Annotated in this window: 14 protein-coding genes; 10 read left to right on the top strand and 4 right to left on the bottom strand. The window is 63.5% G+C overall.

Features of this window, described 5'->3' with window-relative positions:
- Position 1 precedes the first annotated feature (1 nt).
- From O3298_RS18905 to O3298_RS18870, 8 genes are all read left to right on the top strand, one after another.
- Positions 2–1636 carry a GMC family oxidoreductase gene (locus tag O3298_RS18905; RefSeq protein ID WP_305060246.1) on the top strand — a complete coding sequence of 545 codons (1635 nt, stop codon included), beginning with the start codon at positions 2–4 and terminating at the stop codon, positions 1634–1636.
- Positions 1633–2589 (top strand): triacylglycerol lipase, encoded by a 957-nt coding sequence (locus tag O3298_RS18900; RefSeq protein ID WP_305060245.1) that lies wholly within the window; start codon positions 1633–1635, stop codon positions 2587–2589. Before O3298_RS18905 ends, O3298_RS18900 begins: the two co-directional genes overlap by 4 nt.
- 302 nt (positions 2590–2891) lie before the next feature.
- Positions 2892–6527 carry an EAL domain-containing protein gene (locus O3298_RS18895; protein WP_305060244.1) on the top strand — a complete coding sequence of 1212 codons (3636 nt, stop codon included), beginning with the start codon at positions 2892–2894 and terminating at the stop codon, positions 6525–6527.
- A 135-nt stretch (positions 6528–6662) separates the two neighbouring features.
- On the top strand, positions 6663–7268 hold the full coding sequence (locus tag O3298_RS18890; protein WP_305060243.1) for a phasin family protein: 606 nt from the start codon (positions 6663–6665) through the stop codon (positions 7266–7268).
- Between the two features lie 138 nt (positions 7269–7406).
- On the top strand, positions 7407–8078 hold the full coding sequence (locus tag O3298_RS18885; RefSeq protein ID WP_034758777.1) for a TetR/AcrR family transcriptional regulator: 672 nt from the start codon (positions 7407–7409) through the stop codon (positions 8076–8078).
- A 41-nt stretch (positions 8079–8119) separates the two neighbouring features.
- Entirely contained in the window at positions 8120–8893 is a 774-nt protein-coding gene (locus tag O3298_RS18880) for a hypothetical protein (protein WP_099664834.1), read from the top strand.
- 11 nt (positions 8894–8904) lie between these two features.
- Positions 8905–9450, top strand: a complete 546-nt coding sequence (locus O3298_RS18875; RefSeq protein ID WP_180278808.1) for a TIGR00730 family Rossman fold protein — start codon at positions 8905–8907, stop codon at positions 9448–9450.
- Positions 9451–9762: 312 nt separating this feature from the next.
- Entirely contained in the window at positions 9763–10356 is a 594-nt protein-coding gene (locus O3298_RS18870) for a PEP-CTERM sorting domain-containing protein (RefSeq protein WP_099664832.1), read from the top strand.
- 129 nt (positions 10357–10485) lie between these two features.
- Here the strand turns inward: O3298_RS18870 and O3298_RS18865 are convergent, their stop codons facing one another.
- From O3298_RS18865 to O3298_RS18855, 3 genes are all read right to left on the bottom strand, one after another.
- On the bottom strand, positions 10486–10998 hold the full coding sequence (locus tag O3298_RS18865; protein WP_034758768.1) for a YgjP-like metallopeptidase domain-containing protein: 513 nt from the start codon (positions 10996–10998) through the stop codon (positions 10486–10488).
- Between the two features lie 189 nt (positions 10999–11187).
- Positions 11188–11604 (bottom strand): KGG domain-containing protein, encoded by a 417-nt coding sequence (locus O3298_RS18860; protein ID WP_305060242.1) that lies wholly within the window; start codon positions 11602–11604, stop codon positions 11188–11190.
- A 47-nt stretch (positions 11605–11651) separates the two neighbouring features.
- Positions 11652–12164 carry a phasin family protein gene (locus O3298_RS18855; protein WP_099664830.1) on the bottom strand — a complete coding sequence of 171 codons (513 nt, stop codon included), beginning with the start codon at positions 12162–12164 and terminating at the stop codon, positions 11652–11654.
- Positions 12165–12509: 345 nt separating this feature from the next.
- Here O3298_RS18855 and purU point away from each other — a divergent pair, with 345 nt between their 5' ends.
- Together purU and O3298_RS18845 are read left to right on the top strand one after the other, a co-directional pair.
- On the top strand, positions 12510–13391 hold the full coding sequence (purU, locus tag O3298_RS18850) for a formyltetrahydrofolate deformylase (RefSeq protein WP_077401742.1): 882 nt from the start codon (positions 12510–12512) through the stop codon (positions 13389–13391).
- 39 nt (positions 13392–13430) lie between these two features.
- Positions 13431–13973, top strand: a complete 543-nt coding sequence (locus tag O3298_RS18845; RefSeq protein ID WP_070291303.1) for a YaeQ family protein — start codon at positions 13431–13433, stop codon at positions 13971–13973.
- Between the two features lie 60 nt (positions 13974–14033).
- On the opposite strand, the gene O3298_RS18840 is transcribed toward O3298_RS18845, so the two are convergent.
- Positions 14034–14819: a head GIN domain-containing protein gene (locus O3298_RS18840; protein ID WP_099664828.1), complete on the bottom strand. Its 786-nt coding sequence runs from the start codon at positions 14817–14819 to the stop codon at positions 14034–14036.
- Between the last annotated feature and the right edge of the window lie 66 nt (positions 14820–14885).

Genomic DNA, 14885 nt, shown 5'->3' with positions numbered 1-14885 from the left:
CATGAGCACATCCCCCATACCCGATCCCATCGCCATCGGCGTGGCTAGCGGCTGGAACGTCACCGACGCCAGCACCCTGGCCGCCGACCGCAGCTTCGAGGCCGATGTCGTCGTCATCGGCAGCGGCGCCGGCGGCGGCGTGACGGCGGAAATCCTCGCGCTGGCCGGCCTGAAGGTCTTGATCGTCGAGGAGGGCGGCTTGAAGTCTTCGCGCGACTTCAAGATGCGCGAAGCGGACGCCTATCCCGCGCTGTATCAGGAATCGGCCGCGCGCAAGACGCGCGACAAGGCCATCAACATTTTGCAGGGGCGCACCGTGGGCGGTTCGACCACCGTCAACTGGACGTCGAGCTTCCGCACGCCGCCCGGCACCCTCGATTACTGGCGCAAGCATTTTGGCTTGTCCGGCTATGCCGTGGACGCCATGGCGCCGTGGTTCGCCATGATGGAGAAACGCCTGCATGTGAGTGACTGGGCCGCGCCGCCGAATGAAAACAACGACTTGTTGCGGCGTGGCGCCGCGGCGCTGGGCATCCCCACGGCCGCCATCCGGCGCAACGTGAACGGCTGCTGGAACCTCGGTTACTGCGGCATGGGTTGCCCCACCAACGCCAAGCAATCGATGCTGGTGACGACGATCCCCTCGGCGCTGGCGCTGGGCGCGGGCTTGCTCGTGCATGCGCGCGCGGAACGCTTCAGCTTCAAGGGCGAGCGCATCGACAGCCTGCAGGTGACGGCGCTCGATGCTGCCGGGCAGGCGCCCACGGGCGTGCGTCTGACGCTGCGCGCCAGGCACTTCGTGCTGGCCGGCGGGGCCATCAATTCGCCCGCGCTGCTGCTGCGTTCACAGGCGCCCGATCCGCACGGCTTGCTGGGGCGGCGCACCTTCTTGCATCCGACGGTGATTTCGGCGGGCTTGTTCAAGCAGCGCGTCGACGCCTATGCGGGCGCGCCGCAGACGATTTATTCCGACCATTTCCTGCACACGGCGTCCATCGATGGCCCCATCGGCTACAAGCTCGAAGCGCCGCCCCTGCATCCGCTGCTGATGGCCACCACCATGGGCGGCTTCGGCGACGAGCATGCGCGCACCATGCGCGACTTCCCCCATGCACACGCCTTGCTGGCGCTGCTGCGCGACGGCTTTCACCATGAAGCGGCGGGTGGCAGCGTATCGATCGACAGCTTCGGCGCGCCCGTGCTCGACTATCCGCTCACGCCCTTCATCTGGGATGGCGTGCGGCGCGCGCTGCTGTCGATGGCGGAAATCCAGTTCGCGGCCGGCGCGCGGAGCGTGTATCCCGTGCACGAGCTGGCCAGCCATTACACCAGCTGGGCGCAGGCGAAACAGGCCATCGGCGCCTTGCCGATGAAGGCGCTGCTGGCGCGCGTGGTGTCGGCCCACGTGATGGGCGGCTGCGCCATGTCGGACGATGCGCGCCTGGGCGTGACGGGCGCCGACGGCCGCTACCACGGCGTGCGCAACCTGTCCGTGCACGATGGCTCGCTGTTTCCCACCTCGATAGGCGCCAATCCGCAATTGACGCTGTATGCGCTGGCCGCGCGCCTGGCCAGCGGCCTGGCGCGGGAACTGACGGGCAAGCCCGCGCCCGTTCCCGTCGCGGTCACGGCATGATCGCGCGCATCCTCAGGTGGCTGATGCTGCTGCAGGTGCTGGCCGTGCTGGCGGTGGCGTACCTGGCCGTGCATGCCTGGGGCGTCGCCTCGCCGGTGCTGGCCTTGCTGCTGGCGGGCGCTATGCTGCTGGCCGTGCGCGCGTTGGTCGTGGCGCGCAATTTCTGGCAGAGCCGGCGGATGGGCAGCCCCGTGCCGCCGGAGCATCAGTTGGGCGTGCGGGGCGCCGCGCGGCTGTTCCTGGGCGAGTTGCGCGCCACCCTGTGGACGTCGTCGTGGGGCATGCTGCGTCCGCGCCTGCATGCGGCCGACACCGTCGCTGGCCAGGGCTTGCCGGTGCTGCTGATCCACGGCTATGTGTGTAACCGCGGCTACTGGGCGCAGCTGAGCCGGCAGCTGGCGCGGGCCGGCATCGTGCACGACGGCGTCGACCTGGAACCGATAGGCGCCGATATCGAGGAGTTCGTGCCGCAGGTCGAGCAAGCCATCGCGGCGCTGTGCGCCCGCACGGGCAGCGACCGCGCCATCATCGTCGCCCACAGCATGGGCGGCCTGGTGGCGCGCGCCTGGCTGCGCCATTACGGCGCGGCCCGCGTGGCGCGCATCATTACCATCGGCACGCCGCACCACGGCACGGCGCTGGCCAATGTGGCGGCGGGCGCCAATGCGCGCCAGATGAGCCGTATCCATGGCGCGCCCAGCGGCTGGCTGGCGCAGCTGGCCGCCAGCGAGACGCCGGAAACGCGCGCCATGATCACCTCGATTTACTCGCACCACGATAATATTGTCGCGCCGCAATCTTCCGCGCATTTGCCCGGCGCGCGCAATCTTGCCTTCGGCGGCATCGGCCACGTGGCGCTGGCCAGCGATGCGCGCGTGCTGCGTCAGCTGTTGGCGGAAATTACTATCAAGACCGAAGTCGCCCAGCCCCCATCTTCCCCCCGTTTTGCCTGAATCCTGTTGTGTTTTATCTGCATGGCAAGACTGTCTCTTTTGACTCTGCTGTTGCCCGTGTTTAACAGCGTCACGGGCAGAAAATGCTGTTTTCCACTGGCGTACTGTATTAAGCTAACGTCAGAAGACGGCTGGCGGAAATTTGTTCCCGAGGCCGCTTGCGAAGCTCTGCTGGTACCCTGCGCACAGATATTTTTCTGGATGTATGGCAAGATGTTATAGGATTGTTATGTTAGCCGCGCATGCGGAAAGTTGAACGCAGGCGGAAAATGAGTCCATGCAGTTTTTATTGGGGGCGCTAATTGTCCGCACGTATCCTGATTATTGAAGATAACGCCACCAATATGGAATTGATGGTGTATTTGCTGCGCGCCTTCGGGTACACGCCGCTGGCAGCCTATGACGGCGAAGAGGGCGTGCGCATGGCGCGTAGCGAATTGCCGGACTTGATCATTTGCGACGTGCATTTGCCCAAGCTCGACGGCTACGGCGTGGTGGCGGAGCTGAAGAAGGACCCGCGGCTGCGCGCGATCCCGGCCCTGGCCGTGACGGCGCTGGCCATGGTGGGCGACCGCGAACGCCTGCTCGAGGCGGGCTTCAATGGCTACATCGGCAAGCCGATCGAGCCTGACCTTTTCGTTGCGGAGCTGGAGTCTTTTTTACCCGGGGCGCCGTCGACGCCAGTTAAAAACGACATAGCCACCATCCTGATCGTCGATGATCATGTGCTGAACCGCGAGTTCCTGACCGCGCTGCTGGGTTACGGCGGCCACCGCCTGCTGGAAGCGGCGAATGGCGCCGACGCGCTGGAAATCCTGCGCACCGAGCGGCCCGACCTGATCATTTCCGACATCCTCATGCCGAACATGGACGGCTACGAATTCGTCACGCGCGTGCATGCCGACCCCGCGCTGACCGACGTGCCCATCATCTTCTATACGGCCACTTACCGCGAGCAGGAAGCGATCCTGCTGGCGCAGGCGTGCGGCGTGCGCTGGGTACTGCCCAAGCCGTCCGACCCCGAGGTCATCGTGCGCACCGTCAACGAGGCGCTGGGGCTGATGCCGGCGGCGGCACAGGTGCCGGGGGCGCCGGACGCCGGCGGCGCGGCGCTGCCCGCCGCGGGCAAGCTGGCGGGCATCGAGCACCAGGTCAGCGGCTACCTCGATGAACTGGAGTCGAGCAGCCAGCAGATTTCGCAGCTGGCCAGCCAGCGCGAGGGCCAGGCCGCCATCCCCGAAGACCTGGGCGTCATGACGGAGCGCCTGTCGCGTTCCCTGTCGAGCCTGCAGGCGGTCAGCCTGCGCCTGACGGCATTGATCGAGCTGGGCATCGAGCTGGGCGCCGAACGCGATCCGCGCGCCCTGATCGAGGCGGGCTGCAAGGTGGCGCAGAATATCTGCGTCTCGAAGTACGCGTGCATCGGCGTGCTGGAAGAGGGCGCCGAAAAGCTCAGCTATTTTTCCTCGTGCGGCGCCGAGAAAAACCTCGAGCGCATCGCCAGCGCGCCGCGCACGGGCATCCTGAACCGCTTGCTGGAGCAGCGCCAGCCCTACCGGGTCAATGGCTTGAAGGGCGACCCCGGCGCGCTGGGCTTGCCCGACACGCACCCGCCCGTGCACTCCTTCCTGGGCGTGGCCATCGCCTCGCGCGAACGCAGCCACGGCTGGCTGTACCTGGTCGACAAGCTGGGGGCGACTGAATTTTCCGAAGTCGACGAGCGGGTCGCCGCCACGGTGGCGGCGCAGATCGCCGTCGCCTACGACAACCTGCTGCTGTACGACGAGATCAAGCGCCATCACGAGCAGCTGACCCTGGACATGGCGGCGCGCATCCGCCTCGATGAAGACTTGCGCCGCTTCCGCCTGGCGATGGACGCCACGGCCGACGCGATTTTCCTCGTCGACCGCGCCGGCATGTGCTTCGTCGACGTCAACCAGACCGCTTGCCGCATGCTCGGTTTCGAGCGCGAGGATTTCCTGCGCGTGGGGCCTGGCCGCGCGCACGAGGGCGAATCCCAGCTGGAAGAGCTGTACAACAAGCTGCTGGCCGGCGACCAGGGCGGGCCGATGACGGAATTGCAGTTGCAGCGCAAGGACGGCTCGCCGCTGTCGGTGGAAGTGCAGCGGCGCACCCTGCGCTCAGGGCAGAGCTGGATCCTGGTGGCTGTGGCGCGCGACATCACCGAACGCAAGGATGCCGAGCAGCGCCTGATGAAGCTGGCCCATTTCGACACCTTGACGGGCTTGCCGAACCGCAGCCAGTTCTACGTCTCGCTGACCCATTCCCTGGCCCAGGCGGCCGAACACCAGTGGGCCGTGGCCGTGCTGTTCATGGATATCGACCGCTTCAAGAATATCAACGACACCCTGGGCCACACCATCGGCGACGACCTGCTGCGCCAGTTTTCCAGCCGCCTGGTCGATTGCCTGCGCGTGCGCGATACCATCGGCCGCTTTGGCGGCGACGAATTTGCCACCATCCTGGTGCTGCCCGACGGTGCCCAGCATGCCGTGGGCGTGGTCCACAAGGTGCGCGAGGCGATGCGCAAGCCCTTCGACTTGCAGGGCCATGAAGTGACGGTGACGGTCAGCATCGGCATTTCCGTGTACCCCGACGATGGCGTCGATGCGGACACGCTGATCCAATATGCCGACACGGCCATGTACCGCGCCAAGGAGGCGGGCCGCGACGCCTTCCGCTTCTTCACGGCGGAAATGAATGCGCAGTCGATGGCGCGGCTGGACATGGAAAACGCCCTGCGGCGCGCCATCGACAACGAGGAATTCGTGCTGTTCTTCCAGCCCAAGGTGAATATCATCTCGGGGCGCATCAGCGGCGCCGAAGCGCTGATACGCTGGCGCCGCCCCGGCCACGGCATGGTTTCGCCGGCCCTGTTCATCCCCCTGCTGGAAGAAACGGGACTCATCGTGCGCGTCGGTAACTGGGTGCTCGACGAAGCGTGCAAGAAGATCAGCGAGTGGGGCGCCAGCAGCATCGGGCCCGTGCACCTGTCGGTGAACGTCTCGGGCATCCAGTTTTTCGTCGGCGGCCTGGAAGAGGAGGTGCTCAAGGCCATCCGCAAATACGAGATCGCGCCCGAACTGCTGGAACTGGAGCTGACGGAAAGCTCGCTGATGTCGAACGCCGAGGAAACCATCGCCGTGCTGCGCAACCTGAAGGCGCTGGGCATCCAGATTTCCATCGACGATTTCGGCACCGGCTATTCCAGCCTGGCCTACCTGAAGCGCTTTCCCATCGACAAGCTGAAGATCGACATCGCCTTCGTGCGCGAAGTCACCAGCAATCCGGACGACGCGGCCATCGTGCTGGCCATCATCAGCATGGCACACAGCATGAAGCTGGAAGTGATCGCCGAAGGCGTGGAAAACGACGCGCAGCTGGCCTATTTGCGGCGCCACGGCTGCGACGAGATGCAGGGGTATTATTTCAGCCGCCCCGTGCCGCACGAGGAATTCGAGCAGATGTTGATGGGCGGCAAGTTGCTGCAGGCGCCTGAGGATGCCGCCGGCGAAGAGCAGCAAACCCTGCTGATCGTCGACGACGATGTCTTCATGCTCGACGTGCTCAGCGACTTCCTGGCGCAGGACGGCTACCGCATCCTCACGGCGCAGACGGCCGCCGAAGGCTTCGACATCCTGGCGCGCCACAAGGTGCAGGTGATCCTGTGCGACCAGTGCATGCCGCTCATGAGCGGCACCGAATTCATGGAAAGGGTCAAGCACCTGTGTCCCGACACTTTCCGCATCATGCTGTCGGCCTTTGCCGACCTGACGCCCATCATGGCGGCCATCAACCGCGGCGCCGTCGACCGCTTCTACACGAAACCGTGGAAAGGCGCCGTGCTGCGCGAGAATATCCGCGAAGGCTTCCGCCTGCACAAGCTGCTGCATGGCCAGGTGAAGGCGGCGGCCTAGGCGCTGGCCGCTGCGTGCGCTGGCGCACCTTCCGAGGCAGCTTTCTATCGGATTAGACTCCCGTCTCTAGTTTTGCTCACTAGAATAAAAAGTATCCATGAAGTGGCATGGCCTTTCATATGACGGGAGCTGGCGATGGTGAAGAAATTGAAGGAATTGGCGGAAGACAAGGAATTGGCGAACACCGTGCGCTCGTCGGCGCAGCAGATCTGGCAAGCGGGCCTGGGCGCCTTCGCCAAGGCGCAGGAAGAGGGGGGACGCGTGTTTTCCCGGCTGGTGAAGGAAGGCACGGAATTCCAGAAGCGCGCCGAAGACAAGGTTTCCGGCGTCAGCGACAGTGTCAGCAAGCTGGCCGATGGCGTGGGCAAGCAGGCCAGCGGCTCCTGGGACAAGCTGGAACAGGTGTTTGAAGAGCGTGTCGCGCGCGCCCTGGCCACCATCGGCGTGCCCACGCAACAGGATATTTCCGCACTGCACGCGCAGATCGACGCCTTGAGCCGGCAAGTGGCGGCGCTGTCGGCCCAGGCCGCGCCTGCGCCCAAGCCGAAGGCCGCGGCCAAGCCCGCCGTGAAGGCGGCGCCGAAAATTGCACCGAAAACCGCGCCGAAAGCGGTCGCCGCCAAGGCCCCGGCCAAGCCGGCAGCCCGGAGCGCGCCGCGCGCCGCGGCCAAGCCGGCCAGCAAAGCGGTGAGCAAGCCGGCAAGCAAGCCGGCGGCGAAGAAAAAAGCACCGCCCGCCTGAGCCGGTGCCGCATCCCTCCAGCCTGCGCGAGCAGGCTTTTTCTTGCCCGGGCTTTTCGCCGGCGCCCGGGGGCGGAGTGTTTCATTACAGCTATCTTAGGTGGTATGCTTGAGGCAGAACACAGAGAGATTGCCCGCCATGCTACAAAAAGCACCACGCCGTACCCGCGAACGCATCCTGGAGTTGTCGCTGCGCCTGTTCAATGAGTTTGGTGAGCCGAATATCACGACGACCGTGATTGCGGAAGAGATGAACATTTCGCCCGGCAACCTGTATTACCACTTCCGTAACAAGGACGACATCGTCAATTCCATCTTCGTCCAGTTCGAGGCGGAAATCGAACGCATCCTGACCGTGCCCGACGGGCGCCGCTCGAATATCGAGGATGTCTGGCTGTATTTGCACCTGATGTTCGAACTGATCTGGCGCTACCGCTTCTTCTATCGCGACCTCAACGATTTGCTGTCGCGCAACCGCAAGCTGGAATTGCACTTCAAGCTGATCCTGGCGCACAAGATCAAGGTAGCCACGCAGCTGTGCGAAGACTTGCGCAGCGAACAGTCGCTGGAAGCGTCGGACATGGAAGTGGCCGCGATGGCGACGAATATGGTGGTCGTTGCCACCTACTGGCTGTCGTACGAATATGTGCGCAACCCGCGCAAGTACAGCGAGCAGCAATCGATGTCCGACGCGCTGGCGCGCGGCTGTTACCAGGTGCTGTCCCTGATCGGGCCGTATTTGCGCAATGAAACGCATTTGCTGTTTCGCAAACTGTCGGAAGAGTATGTGACAAAACTCAAGAACGACTGACGCGACTGCTGGCGCCACGTCGTCATTTACAGGAGAGATATATGGCTTGGAAACAATTTCCTTATCCGGACGAAGCATATGTCTACACCCCGCAAACCCTGGAAGCGGCCTGGGCGCGCCTGCATGCGGGCGATGTGGAACCCTTTCCCACGCACCCGGCGCTGGTGCAGGCGTGGCTGGCCTTCCATGCGGGCGACTTCGAGCGGGCCGTGAAACTGGGCCTGGCTGTCGGCGTGCCCGGCTATGCGGTGGCGCACAAGGCGACTTGCATCTATGCCACGCACCTGGAAGTGGATGACAGCCGGAAACTCGACATGTACGAGGAAGTGGCGGAGCGCTGCGAGCGCCAGCAGAGCGAGCAGCCGGACAATCCGGCCGGCTACTACTGGCACGCCTACAGCCTGGGCCGCTATGCGCTGGGCACGTCCGTCGTCAAGGCCCTGGCGCAGGGCATGGGCGCGCGCGTGCGCAATAGCCTGGACCGCACGATGACGGTGGCGCCCATGCATGCGGAAGCGCATATCGCGTTTGGGATTTATCATACGGAAATTATCGACAAGGTCGGCGCCATGATAGGCGGCCTGACCTACGGCGCCAACAAGGAAGATGGCTACCAGCACTTCAAGACGGCGCTGGCCCTGACGCCGTATTCGGCGCTGGCGCACAGCGAATATGCGCGCGCCTTGAATATGCTGGACGGAAAGAAAAAGCTGGCGGAAGCGCTGGCCCTGTATGAAAAGGCGGCCGAGTGCGTGGCACTGGACGCCAAGGAGCGCCTCGAGGTCGAGGCGGCGATCGATGAATTGAAAGGGTAGGGAATACTGTGATCAAGGCTTTATGTGTGTATTGCGGCGCCAACGCGGGCGTCTCGCCGGACTATGCCGTGGCGGCGCGCGAACTGGCGCGCGTGCTGGTGGCGGAAAATATCTCGCTCGTGTATGGCGGCGGCAAGGTGGGACTGATGGGCGTGATCGCCGATGAAGTGCTGCGCCTGGGCGGCGAGGTGACGGGCGTGATTCCCACCCAGCTGGTCGAGCGCGAAGTGGGCCACACGGGCTTGACGCGGCAGTTCATCGTGAAGGACATGCACGAGCGCAAGGCGATGATGGCCAGCCTGTCCGACGCCTTCATCGCCATGCCCGGCGGCTATGGCACCCTGGAAGAGCTGTTCGAGATGCTCACCTGGGCGCAGCTGGGCTTGCACGCCAAGCCCATCGGCTTGCTCAATGTCGACCGTTTTTATGACGGCTTGATCGCTTTCGTGCAAAACGGCAAGGAGCAGGGCTTCATCCGCCCGCAGCACGCGGCGTTCCTGAACGCCGACGCCGATCCTGCGGCTCTGGTGCAGCGGTTGAAGGATAGTGCGCCGTAAATTTTCTTTGTGAAGTCTCATCCAGAGCCATGCATTGTGAAATGCATGGCTTTTTTATTTCTGTGCGGGAAAATTGATCAAGATCAATTAATTAATTAATATAAATATAGCTAAAATGTTTCCACGCAGGCATGTTTTTTTGAAAATGAAGATGCTTTTTATGCATGAATGTGTTCTACTGCAATTGTTCAAAAGACAGGCATGTCGGACACCCAGCGAGGCGCCTCCCGTTTCCCGCTACGACGCCTAGATATTGCAAGTTGCCACAACCTCGCTACTTCATCATCTTGAAAGGATACTATTGTGAAACCAATGACTCTCTTGCGCGCGACTGCCGTCGCCGCCATTCTCGCCGCCGGCGGCGCCCACGCACAAACCACCGTCATCGGCTTCGATGCGCTGGAGCAACCCGGCATTCTCGGATCCGTCTTCGATTCCTATTCCGAAGGCGGCTACAATTTCGACAGCAGCTTCCTGGGCCTGTTGAGTTCCGCACATCAAAGCAACTTTGCCTATGCCGGCTCGGCCGGTCTTGGCGCCACCGTGCTGACGACGACAACCTTAAGCCGTACCGATGGCGCCGCTTTCTCGCTGAGCTCGATCCGTCTGGCTGACTTCGTGAGCTTGCCTGGCCCCTACGACGTGACGTTCTTCGGCCATCAGGTGGGCGGCGGCACGGTGACCCAGACCTTCAGCCTCGATGGCAGCCACAACTTCAGCGACTACACGTTCACGGGTTTCAACAACCTGCTGTCGGCAACGTGGCAGGAGGGCGCCTTGCACACCTTCCAGGTCGACAATATCGCCGCCAGCGTGAGCGCCGTGCCGGAACCGGCCACCTACGGCATGATGTTGGGCGGACTGGGTTTGCTGGCCTTCCTGCGCCGCCGCAAAAACGCCGCCTGAGCCTGAGCACGCTGCCGGTCCCGCCGGCACATGCGTCAAGAGCCGTCCGTCTTGCCGGGCGGCTACTCTGACCCACACCAACAATGCCGCCCAATGGATGCCCGGGGCGGCATTGTTGTTATGTGGATGTCATGACCACAGGCGCTGGCCGGACAGGTCGAGCTGGGTCAGGTACAGGCGCACGTCGAATTCGTACTGGTGGTATTGCGGTTCCATATACGTGCACAGCTTGTAGAACGCCTTGTCATGCTGCTTTTCCTTCACGTGCGCCAGTTCGTGCACGGCGATCATGCGCAGGAATTCCAGCGGCACTTCCTTGAACATGGTGGCCACGCGGATTTCATGCTTGGCCTTGAGCTTGCCACCCTGCACGCGCGAGATCGAGGTATGCAAGCCCAGCGCGTGCTGGATCACATGGATCTTGCTGTCGAACGCCACCTTGTTGATGGGCTCGGCATTGCGCAGGAATTCATTCTTCAAGTCCTGCACATACTGGTATAAAGCCTTGTCGTTGCGTACATCGTGCGCGTTCGGATAGCGTTTCAACAGGACGTCGCCCAGCTTGTCTTGCGCGATCAGTTGCTGCACTTGCGCTTGCGTTTGTTCGGAATAGGCGCTCAGGTATTTCAGGGATGGCTGCATGCGGGGAAGGGCGGGGCGTGGCGCGGAGGTGTCGGTAAGGCGAGAATGTACCATACCGCCGCCCCCCGCGCTGCGCCAGCCCTTGCACGGGGCTACCCGGGCTACCCGGGCTACCCGGGCTGCCAGGGCCGCCCCTGCCTACCTGCATCAAGCCGCGCGCCGCAGGGGCAGCCCGGCGGCCTGCCCCGCTCAGCCCGCTCCGCCTGCTCCGCCCTTGTCGTCGTCGTCCTTGCCGCCCTGCCGGCCGGGGCGGCCCTGCTCGGTGCCGCCGCTGCGCGTGGTCGTGCCGCTGCGGTTTTCATTGGCGCGCTGGGCCGACTGCCGGCTTTCGCCGCCTTTGCGGCCGATTTCCGCCATATGTTCGCGGTTGCGGCTGACGGCTTCGCCGCCTTTCTGTCCGGCCCGGCGCGCTTCTTCCGAGTCGAATTCATGCGCCGTGCCCTTTTGATGGGCTGCCTGGCCGCCCTTGCTGGCGATTTCGCGTTGCTGTTCCTCGTTCATGGCGGCGAAACCGCGTTTGCTCGGGCCTTTGGCACTGCCCGATTCGCCGGCTTTCTGGCTGCTGCCAGCGCCTTTTCCCTGTTCATTACCTTGATTGCTAGCCATGTCGCTCTCCTTGCTGTCGAGTGGGGTCAAGTGGTCAATTCCAGTGCTCAATGCGCCTGATCGGATTGCCTGCCGGTGTCGCGGCTGCGGCCGGCGCCATTGCTGGGGGCCGTGGCGTGCATCTTTTCGATCATTTCACGCTGGCGCTGCGTGGCTTTTTCCGTTTCCTCGGCCGTCTTGCGCACCACTTCGTCAGCGAAGGCCACGGCCGTGCGCCTCGCTTCGGGCAGGTGGTTCTCTGCCGTGCGGTTCATTTCGACATTGGCGTTGGCGACGAGGTTGCCGAGCTGCTGCTGGTACTGCTGCAGCTTGTTGCTGCTCGGCTGCAACTGGGCTGCGGCCAGCGACATGAACTCGCCCGTGTCGCGCGCGCACAGCAGTTGCTGGCTGGCGCTGCTCCATTCCTGCAGCAAGTCTTGCGCCAGCCGCAGATGCAGCTCGCTCAGTTGCTGCGCCGTATCGACCAGCTTGCGTGATAGTTCCGTGGCGAAATTGCACTGGGCCTCCAGGTGGGACTTCAGGGCGGGGCTGAAACTGGGGGAAATACTGTTTGTGAACATGTTCTACCTCAATGAAAAACGGATCCAGGAAACACCCGGTGCACCGGATGCGGCGTATGGTGAAACAAGCAAAGGGATAGACGCCGGATGGCGTGCCAGGTTCCACGCCAGCTGCCCGTTTGGCGTGGGAATGGCGCCTGGAAGACGGAGAAATGCGATGACTTTGTGTTAGATCAAATGAACGTGAATCGGCTTGCCGCCGCCGGCAGCCATGCTGCTTGTGTGGAAAATGCGGGTTGACTTGCCCGGCCGTGCGACAATAGCCGGCTCGCGGCAGCGCAGCCGATGGCCGGCGCGCGTGGCTGAGCCGAGCATAGCCCACTTTTTTTGCTTTATTCCGCGACCATGACGCATCCCGAATACATCCTGACCCTGTCCTGCCTGGACCAGCGCGGCATCGTGCACCGCGTGTCCGGCTTCCTGGCCGAACGCGGCTGCAACATCCTCGATTCCGCCCAGTTCGGCGACCAGGAGTCCCAGCTGTTCTTCATGCGCGTGCATTTCGCGCTGGAAGACGGCGCCGTCAGCGACGCCCAGTTGCGCAGCGACTTCGCCGACCTGTCGCAAGCCATGCAGTTGAACGGCCCCTTCCACGGCCAGCTGCACGATGCGCGCGTCAAGCCGCGCGTCATGCTGATGGTGTCGAAGATCGGCCATTGCCTGAACGATTTGCTGTTCCGCTACAAGAGCGGCTTGCTGAACGTGGAAATTCCCGCCATCGTGTCGAACCACATGGAGTTCTACCAGCTGGCGGCCAGCTACAATATTCCGTTCCACCACCTGCCGCTGGCCACCGGCGCGCCGGAAGCGGCCAAGCTGGCGCAGGAAGCGAAGATCATCGACTTGATGGACACGCACAAGATCGACCTGGTGGTGCTGGCGCGCTACATGCAGATCCTGTCGCCAGGCCTGTGCCAGGCGCTCGATGGCCGCGCCATCAATATCCACCATTCCTTCCTGCCCAGCTTCAAGGGCGCCAAGCCGTATGCGCAGGCGCATCACCGCGGCGTCAAGCTGATCGGCGCGACGGCCCATTTCGTCACGGGCGACCTGGATGAAGGCCCGATCATCGAGCAGGACGTCGAGCGCGTCGACCATGCGATGGATGCGGAAACCCTGACGGCCATCGGCCGCGACGTCGAGTGCGTGGTGCTGGCGCGCGCCGTGAAATGGTTCGTCGAGCACCGCATCCTGAAAAATGGCGACAAGACCGTGGTTTTCCGCTGATACCGACTTCACTATTTACTTTACCGAGACAGAAACACGATGGCCCTCAAAGCAACAATTTTCAAAGCCGATCTGCAGATCGCCGACATGGACCGCAATTACTACCAGGATCACGCGCTGACCCTGGCGCGCCACCCGTCCGAAACGGATGAGCGCATGATGGTGCGCCTGCTGGCGTTCGCCATCCACGCCGACGAGGCGCTGACGTTTACCAAGGGCCTGTTCGACACGGAAGAGCCCGACCTGTGGCAGAAAGACTTGACGGGCGCCATCCAGCTGTGGATCGAAGTGGGCCAGCCGGACGAAAAGCGCATCCTGAAGGCGTGCGGCCGTTCGGAACAGGTCATCGTCTACAGCTATGGCGCAACCAGCCACATCTGGTGGAAGCAGATCGCGAACAAGCTGGAACGGGCGAAGAACTTGACCGTGATCAACTTGCCGTCGGAAGCGGCGCAAGACATGAGCAAGCTGGCGCAGCGCACGATGCAGCTGCAATGCACGATCCAGGATGGCCAGATCTGGCTGACGGACAGTGTCAATACGGTCCTGATCGACCGCGAACCGGTGAAGCCGGCCCGCTGATGTAGCCTGTCTGAAACGCAAAAAGCCCGGATCGCTCCGGGCTTTTGTCATTGCGGGGGCTTAATTCGGCGCCGCGCCCAGCCGCTTGATGCTGCTCGAACGCTGCATGCTGCGGCTGATGCGCGGGTCGCCGTAGTAGCTCACTTCGCCCGAGCCGCCGATGCTGATGGTCAAGTCATCCTTGGCCCACACCTGCGCCTCGCCCGAGCCGCCGATGCTCACCTGCACGTCGCGCGCGGCCAGCTTGCCCGCCTGGATATTGCCCGAGCCGCCGATCGAGGCCGTCAGTTGCTCCGTCTTGCCGCTGGCCTTGAAGTTGCCGCTGCCGCCGATGGCGATGGAGACCTGGCGGCTGTCGAGGTCGCGTGCGTGGATGGAGCCGGAGCCGCCCACGTCGAAGCGCAGATTCTCGGCACGCAAGCCCGTGGCCGTGATGTTGCCCGAGCCGCCCACGCTGATGCGTTCCACCTGGCGCGCCTGGATGACGATGTTCAGGCTGCTCTGGCGGAAGTTGGCGTTGCGCTTGGCGGGGCGGATGCGCAAGGTGCCGTTTTCCACCGCCGTCTCGATCAGCGGCAGGATATTGTCGTCGGCCTCGATGGTGATGCTGTCCGTGTTGCCGATACGCAATTCGACCGTGCCCGGCACGTTCAGCGCCACGGCATGGAAACTGCCCACTTCGCGCGTCTGCTTTTGCAGCTTGCCGCTGCCCTGGATGCTGTTGCCGGAAATCCAGTCGAGCGGCGAGGCCAGCGCCGGCGCGGCCGGGAGGGCCAGCGCGCAGGCGGCCAGCAGCAGGACGGTGGCGGCGCGGGCACGGCGTGGGTGGAAAAGTGTCGGTGTCATTCTTGCTCCCTGTTTGGAATTGGTATACTTGCATGGTATGCCAGCCGGCCGCGCCTGCGTAGTGCG

The organism is Janthinobacterium sp. SUN137 (genome assembly GCF_030587265.1).
In the GTDB taxonomy this organism is placed as follows: Bacteria; Pseudomonadota; Gammaproteobacteria; order Burkholderiales; family Burkholderiaceae_D; genus Janthinobacterium; species Janthinobacterium kumbetense.
This window is presented reverse-complemented; position numbering and strand designations above follow the sequence as displayed.

What these genes read in the sequence shown, in the direction of transcription:
- O3298_RS18840 (WP_099664828.1), bottom strand. Translation starts at nt 14,819, where the DNA reads ATGACACCGACACTTTTCCACCCACGCCGTGCCCGCGCCGCCACCGTC.
- O3298_RS18870 (WP_099664832.1), top strand. Translation starts at nt 9,763, where the DNA reads ATGACTCTCTTGCGCGCGACTGCCGTCGCCGCCATTCTCGCCGCCGGC.
- O3298_RS18855 (WP_099664830.1), bottom strand. Translation starts at nt 12,164, where the DNA reads ATGTTCACAAACAGTATTTCCCCCAGTTTCAGCCCCGCCCTGAAGTCC.
- O3298_RS18845 (WP_070291303.1), top strand. Translation starts at nt 13,431, where the DNA reads ATGGCCCTCAAAGCAACAATTTTCAAAGCCGATCTGCAGATCGCCGAC.
- O3298_RS18880 (WP_099664834.1), top strand. Translation starts at nt 8,120, where the DNA reads ATGGCTTGGAAACAATTTCCTTATCCGGACGAAGCATATGTCTACACC.
- O3298_RS18865 (WP_034758768.1), bottom strand. Translation starts at nt 10,998, where the DNA reads ATGCAGCCATCCCTGAAATACCTGAGCGCCTATTCCGAACAAACGCAA.
- O3298_RS18905 (WP_305060246.1), top strand. Translation starts at nt 2, where the DNA reads ATGAGCACATCCCCCATACCCGATCCCATCGCCATCGGCGTGGCTAGC.
- O3298_RS18900 (WP_305060245.1), top strand. Translation starts at nt 1,633, where the DNA reads ATGATCGCGCGCATCCTCAGGTGGCTGATGCTGCTGCAGGTGCTGGCC.
- O3298_RS18885 (WP_034758777.1), top strand. Translation starts at nt 7,407, where the DNA reads ATGCTACAAAAAGCACCACGCCGTACCCGCGAACGCATCCTGGAGTTG.
- O3298_RS18890 (WP_305060243.1), top strand. Translation starts at nt 6,663, where the DNA reads ATGGTGAAGAAATTGAAGGAATTGGCGGAAGACAAGGAATTGGCGAAC.
- O3298_RS18860 (WP_305060242.1), bottom strand. Translation starts at nt 11,604, where the DNA reads ATGGCTAGCAATCAAGGTAATGAACAGGGAAAAGGCGCTGGCAGCAGC.
- purU (WP_077401742.1), top strand. Translation starts at nt 12,510, where the DNA reads ATGACGCATCCCGAATACATCCTGACCCTGTCCTGCCTGGACCAGCGC.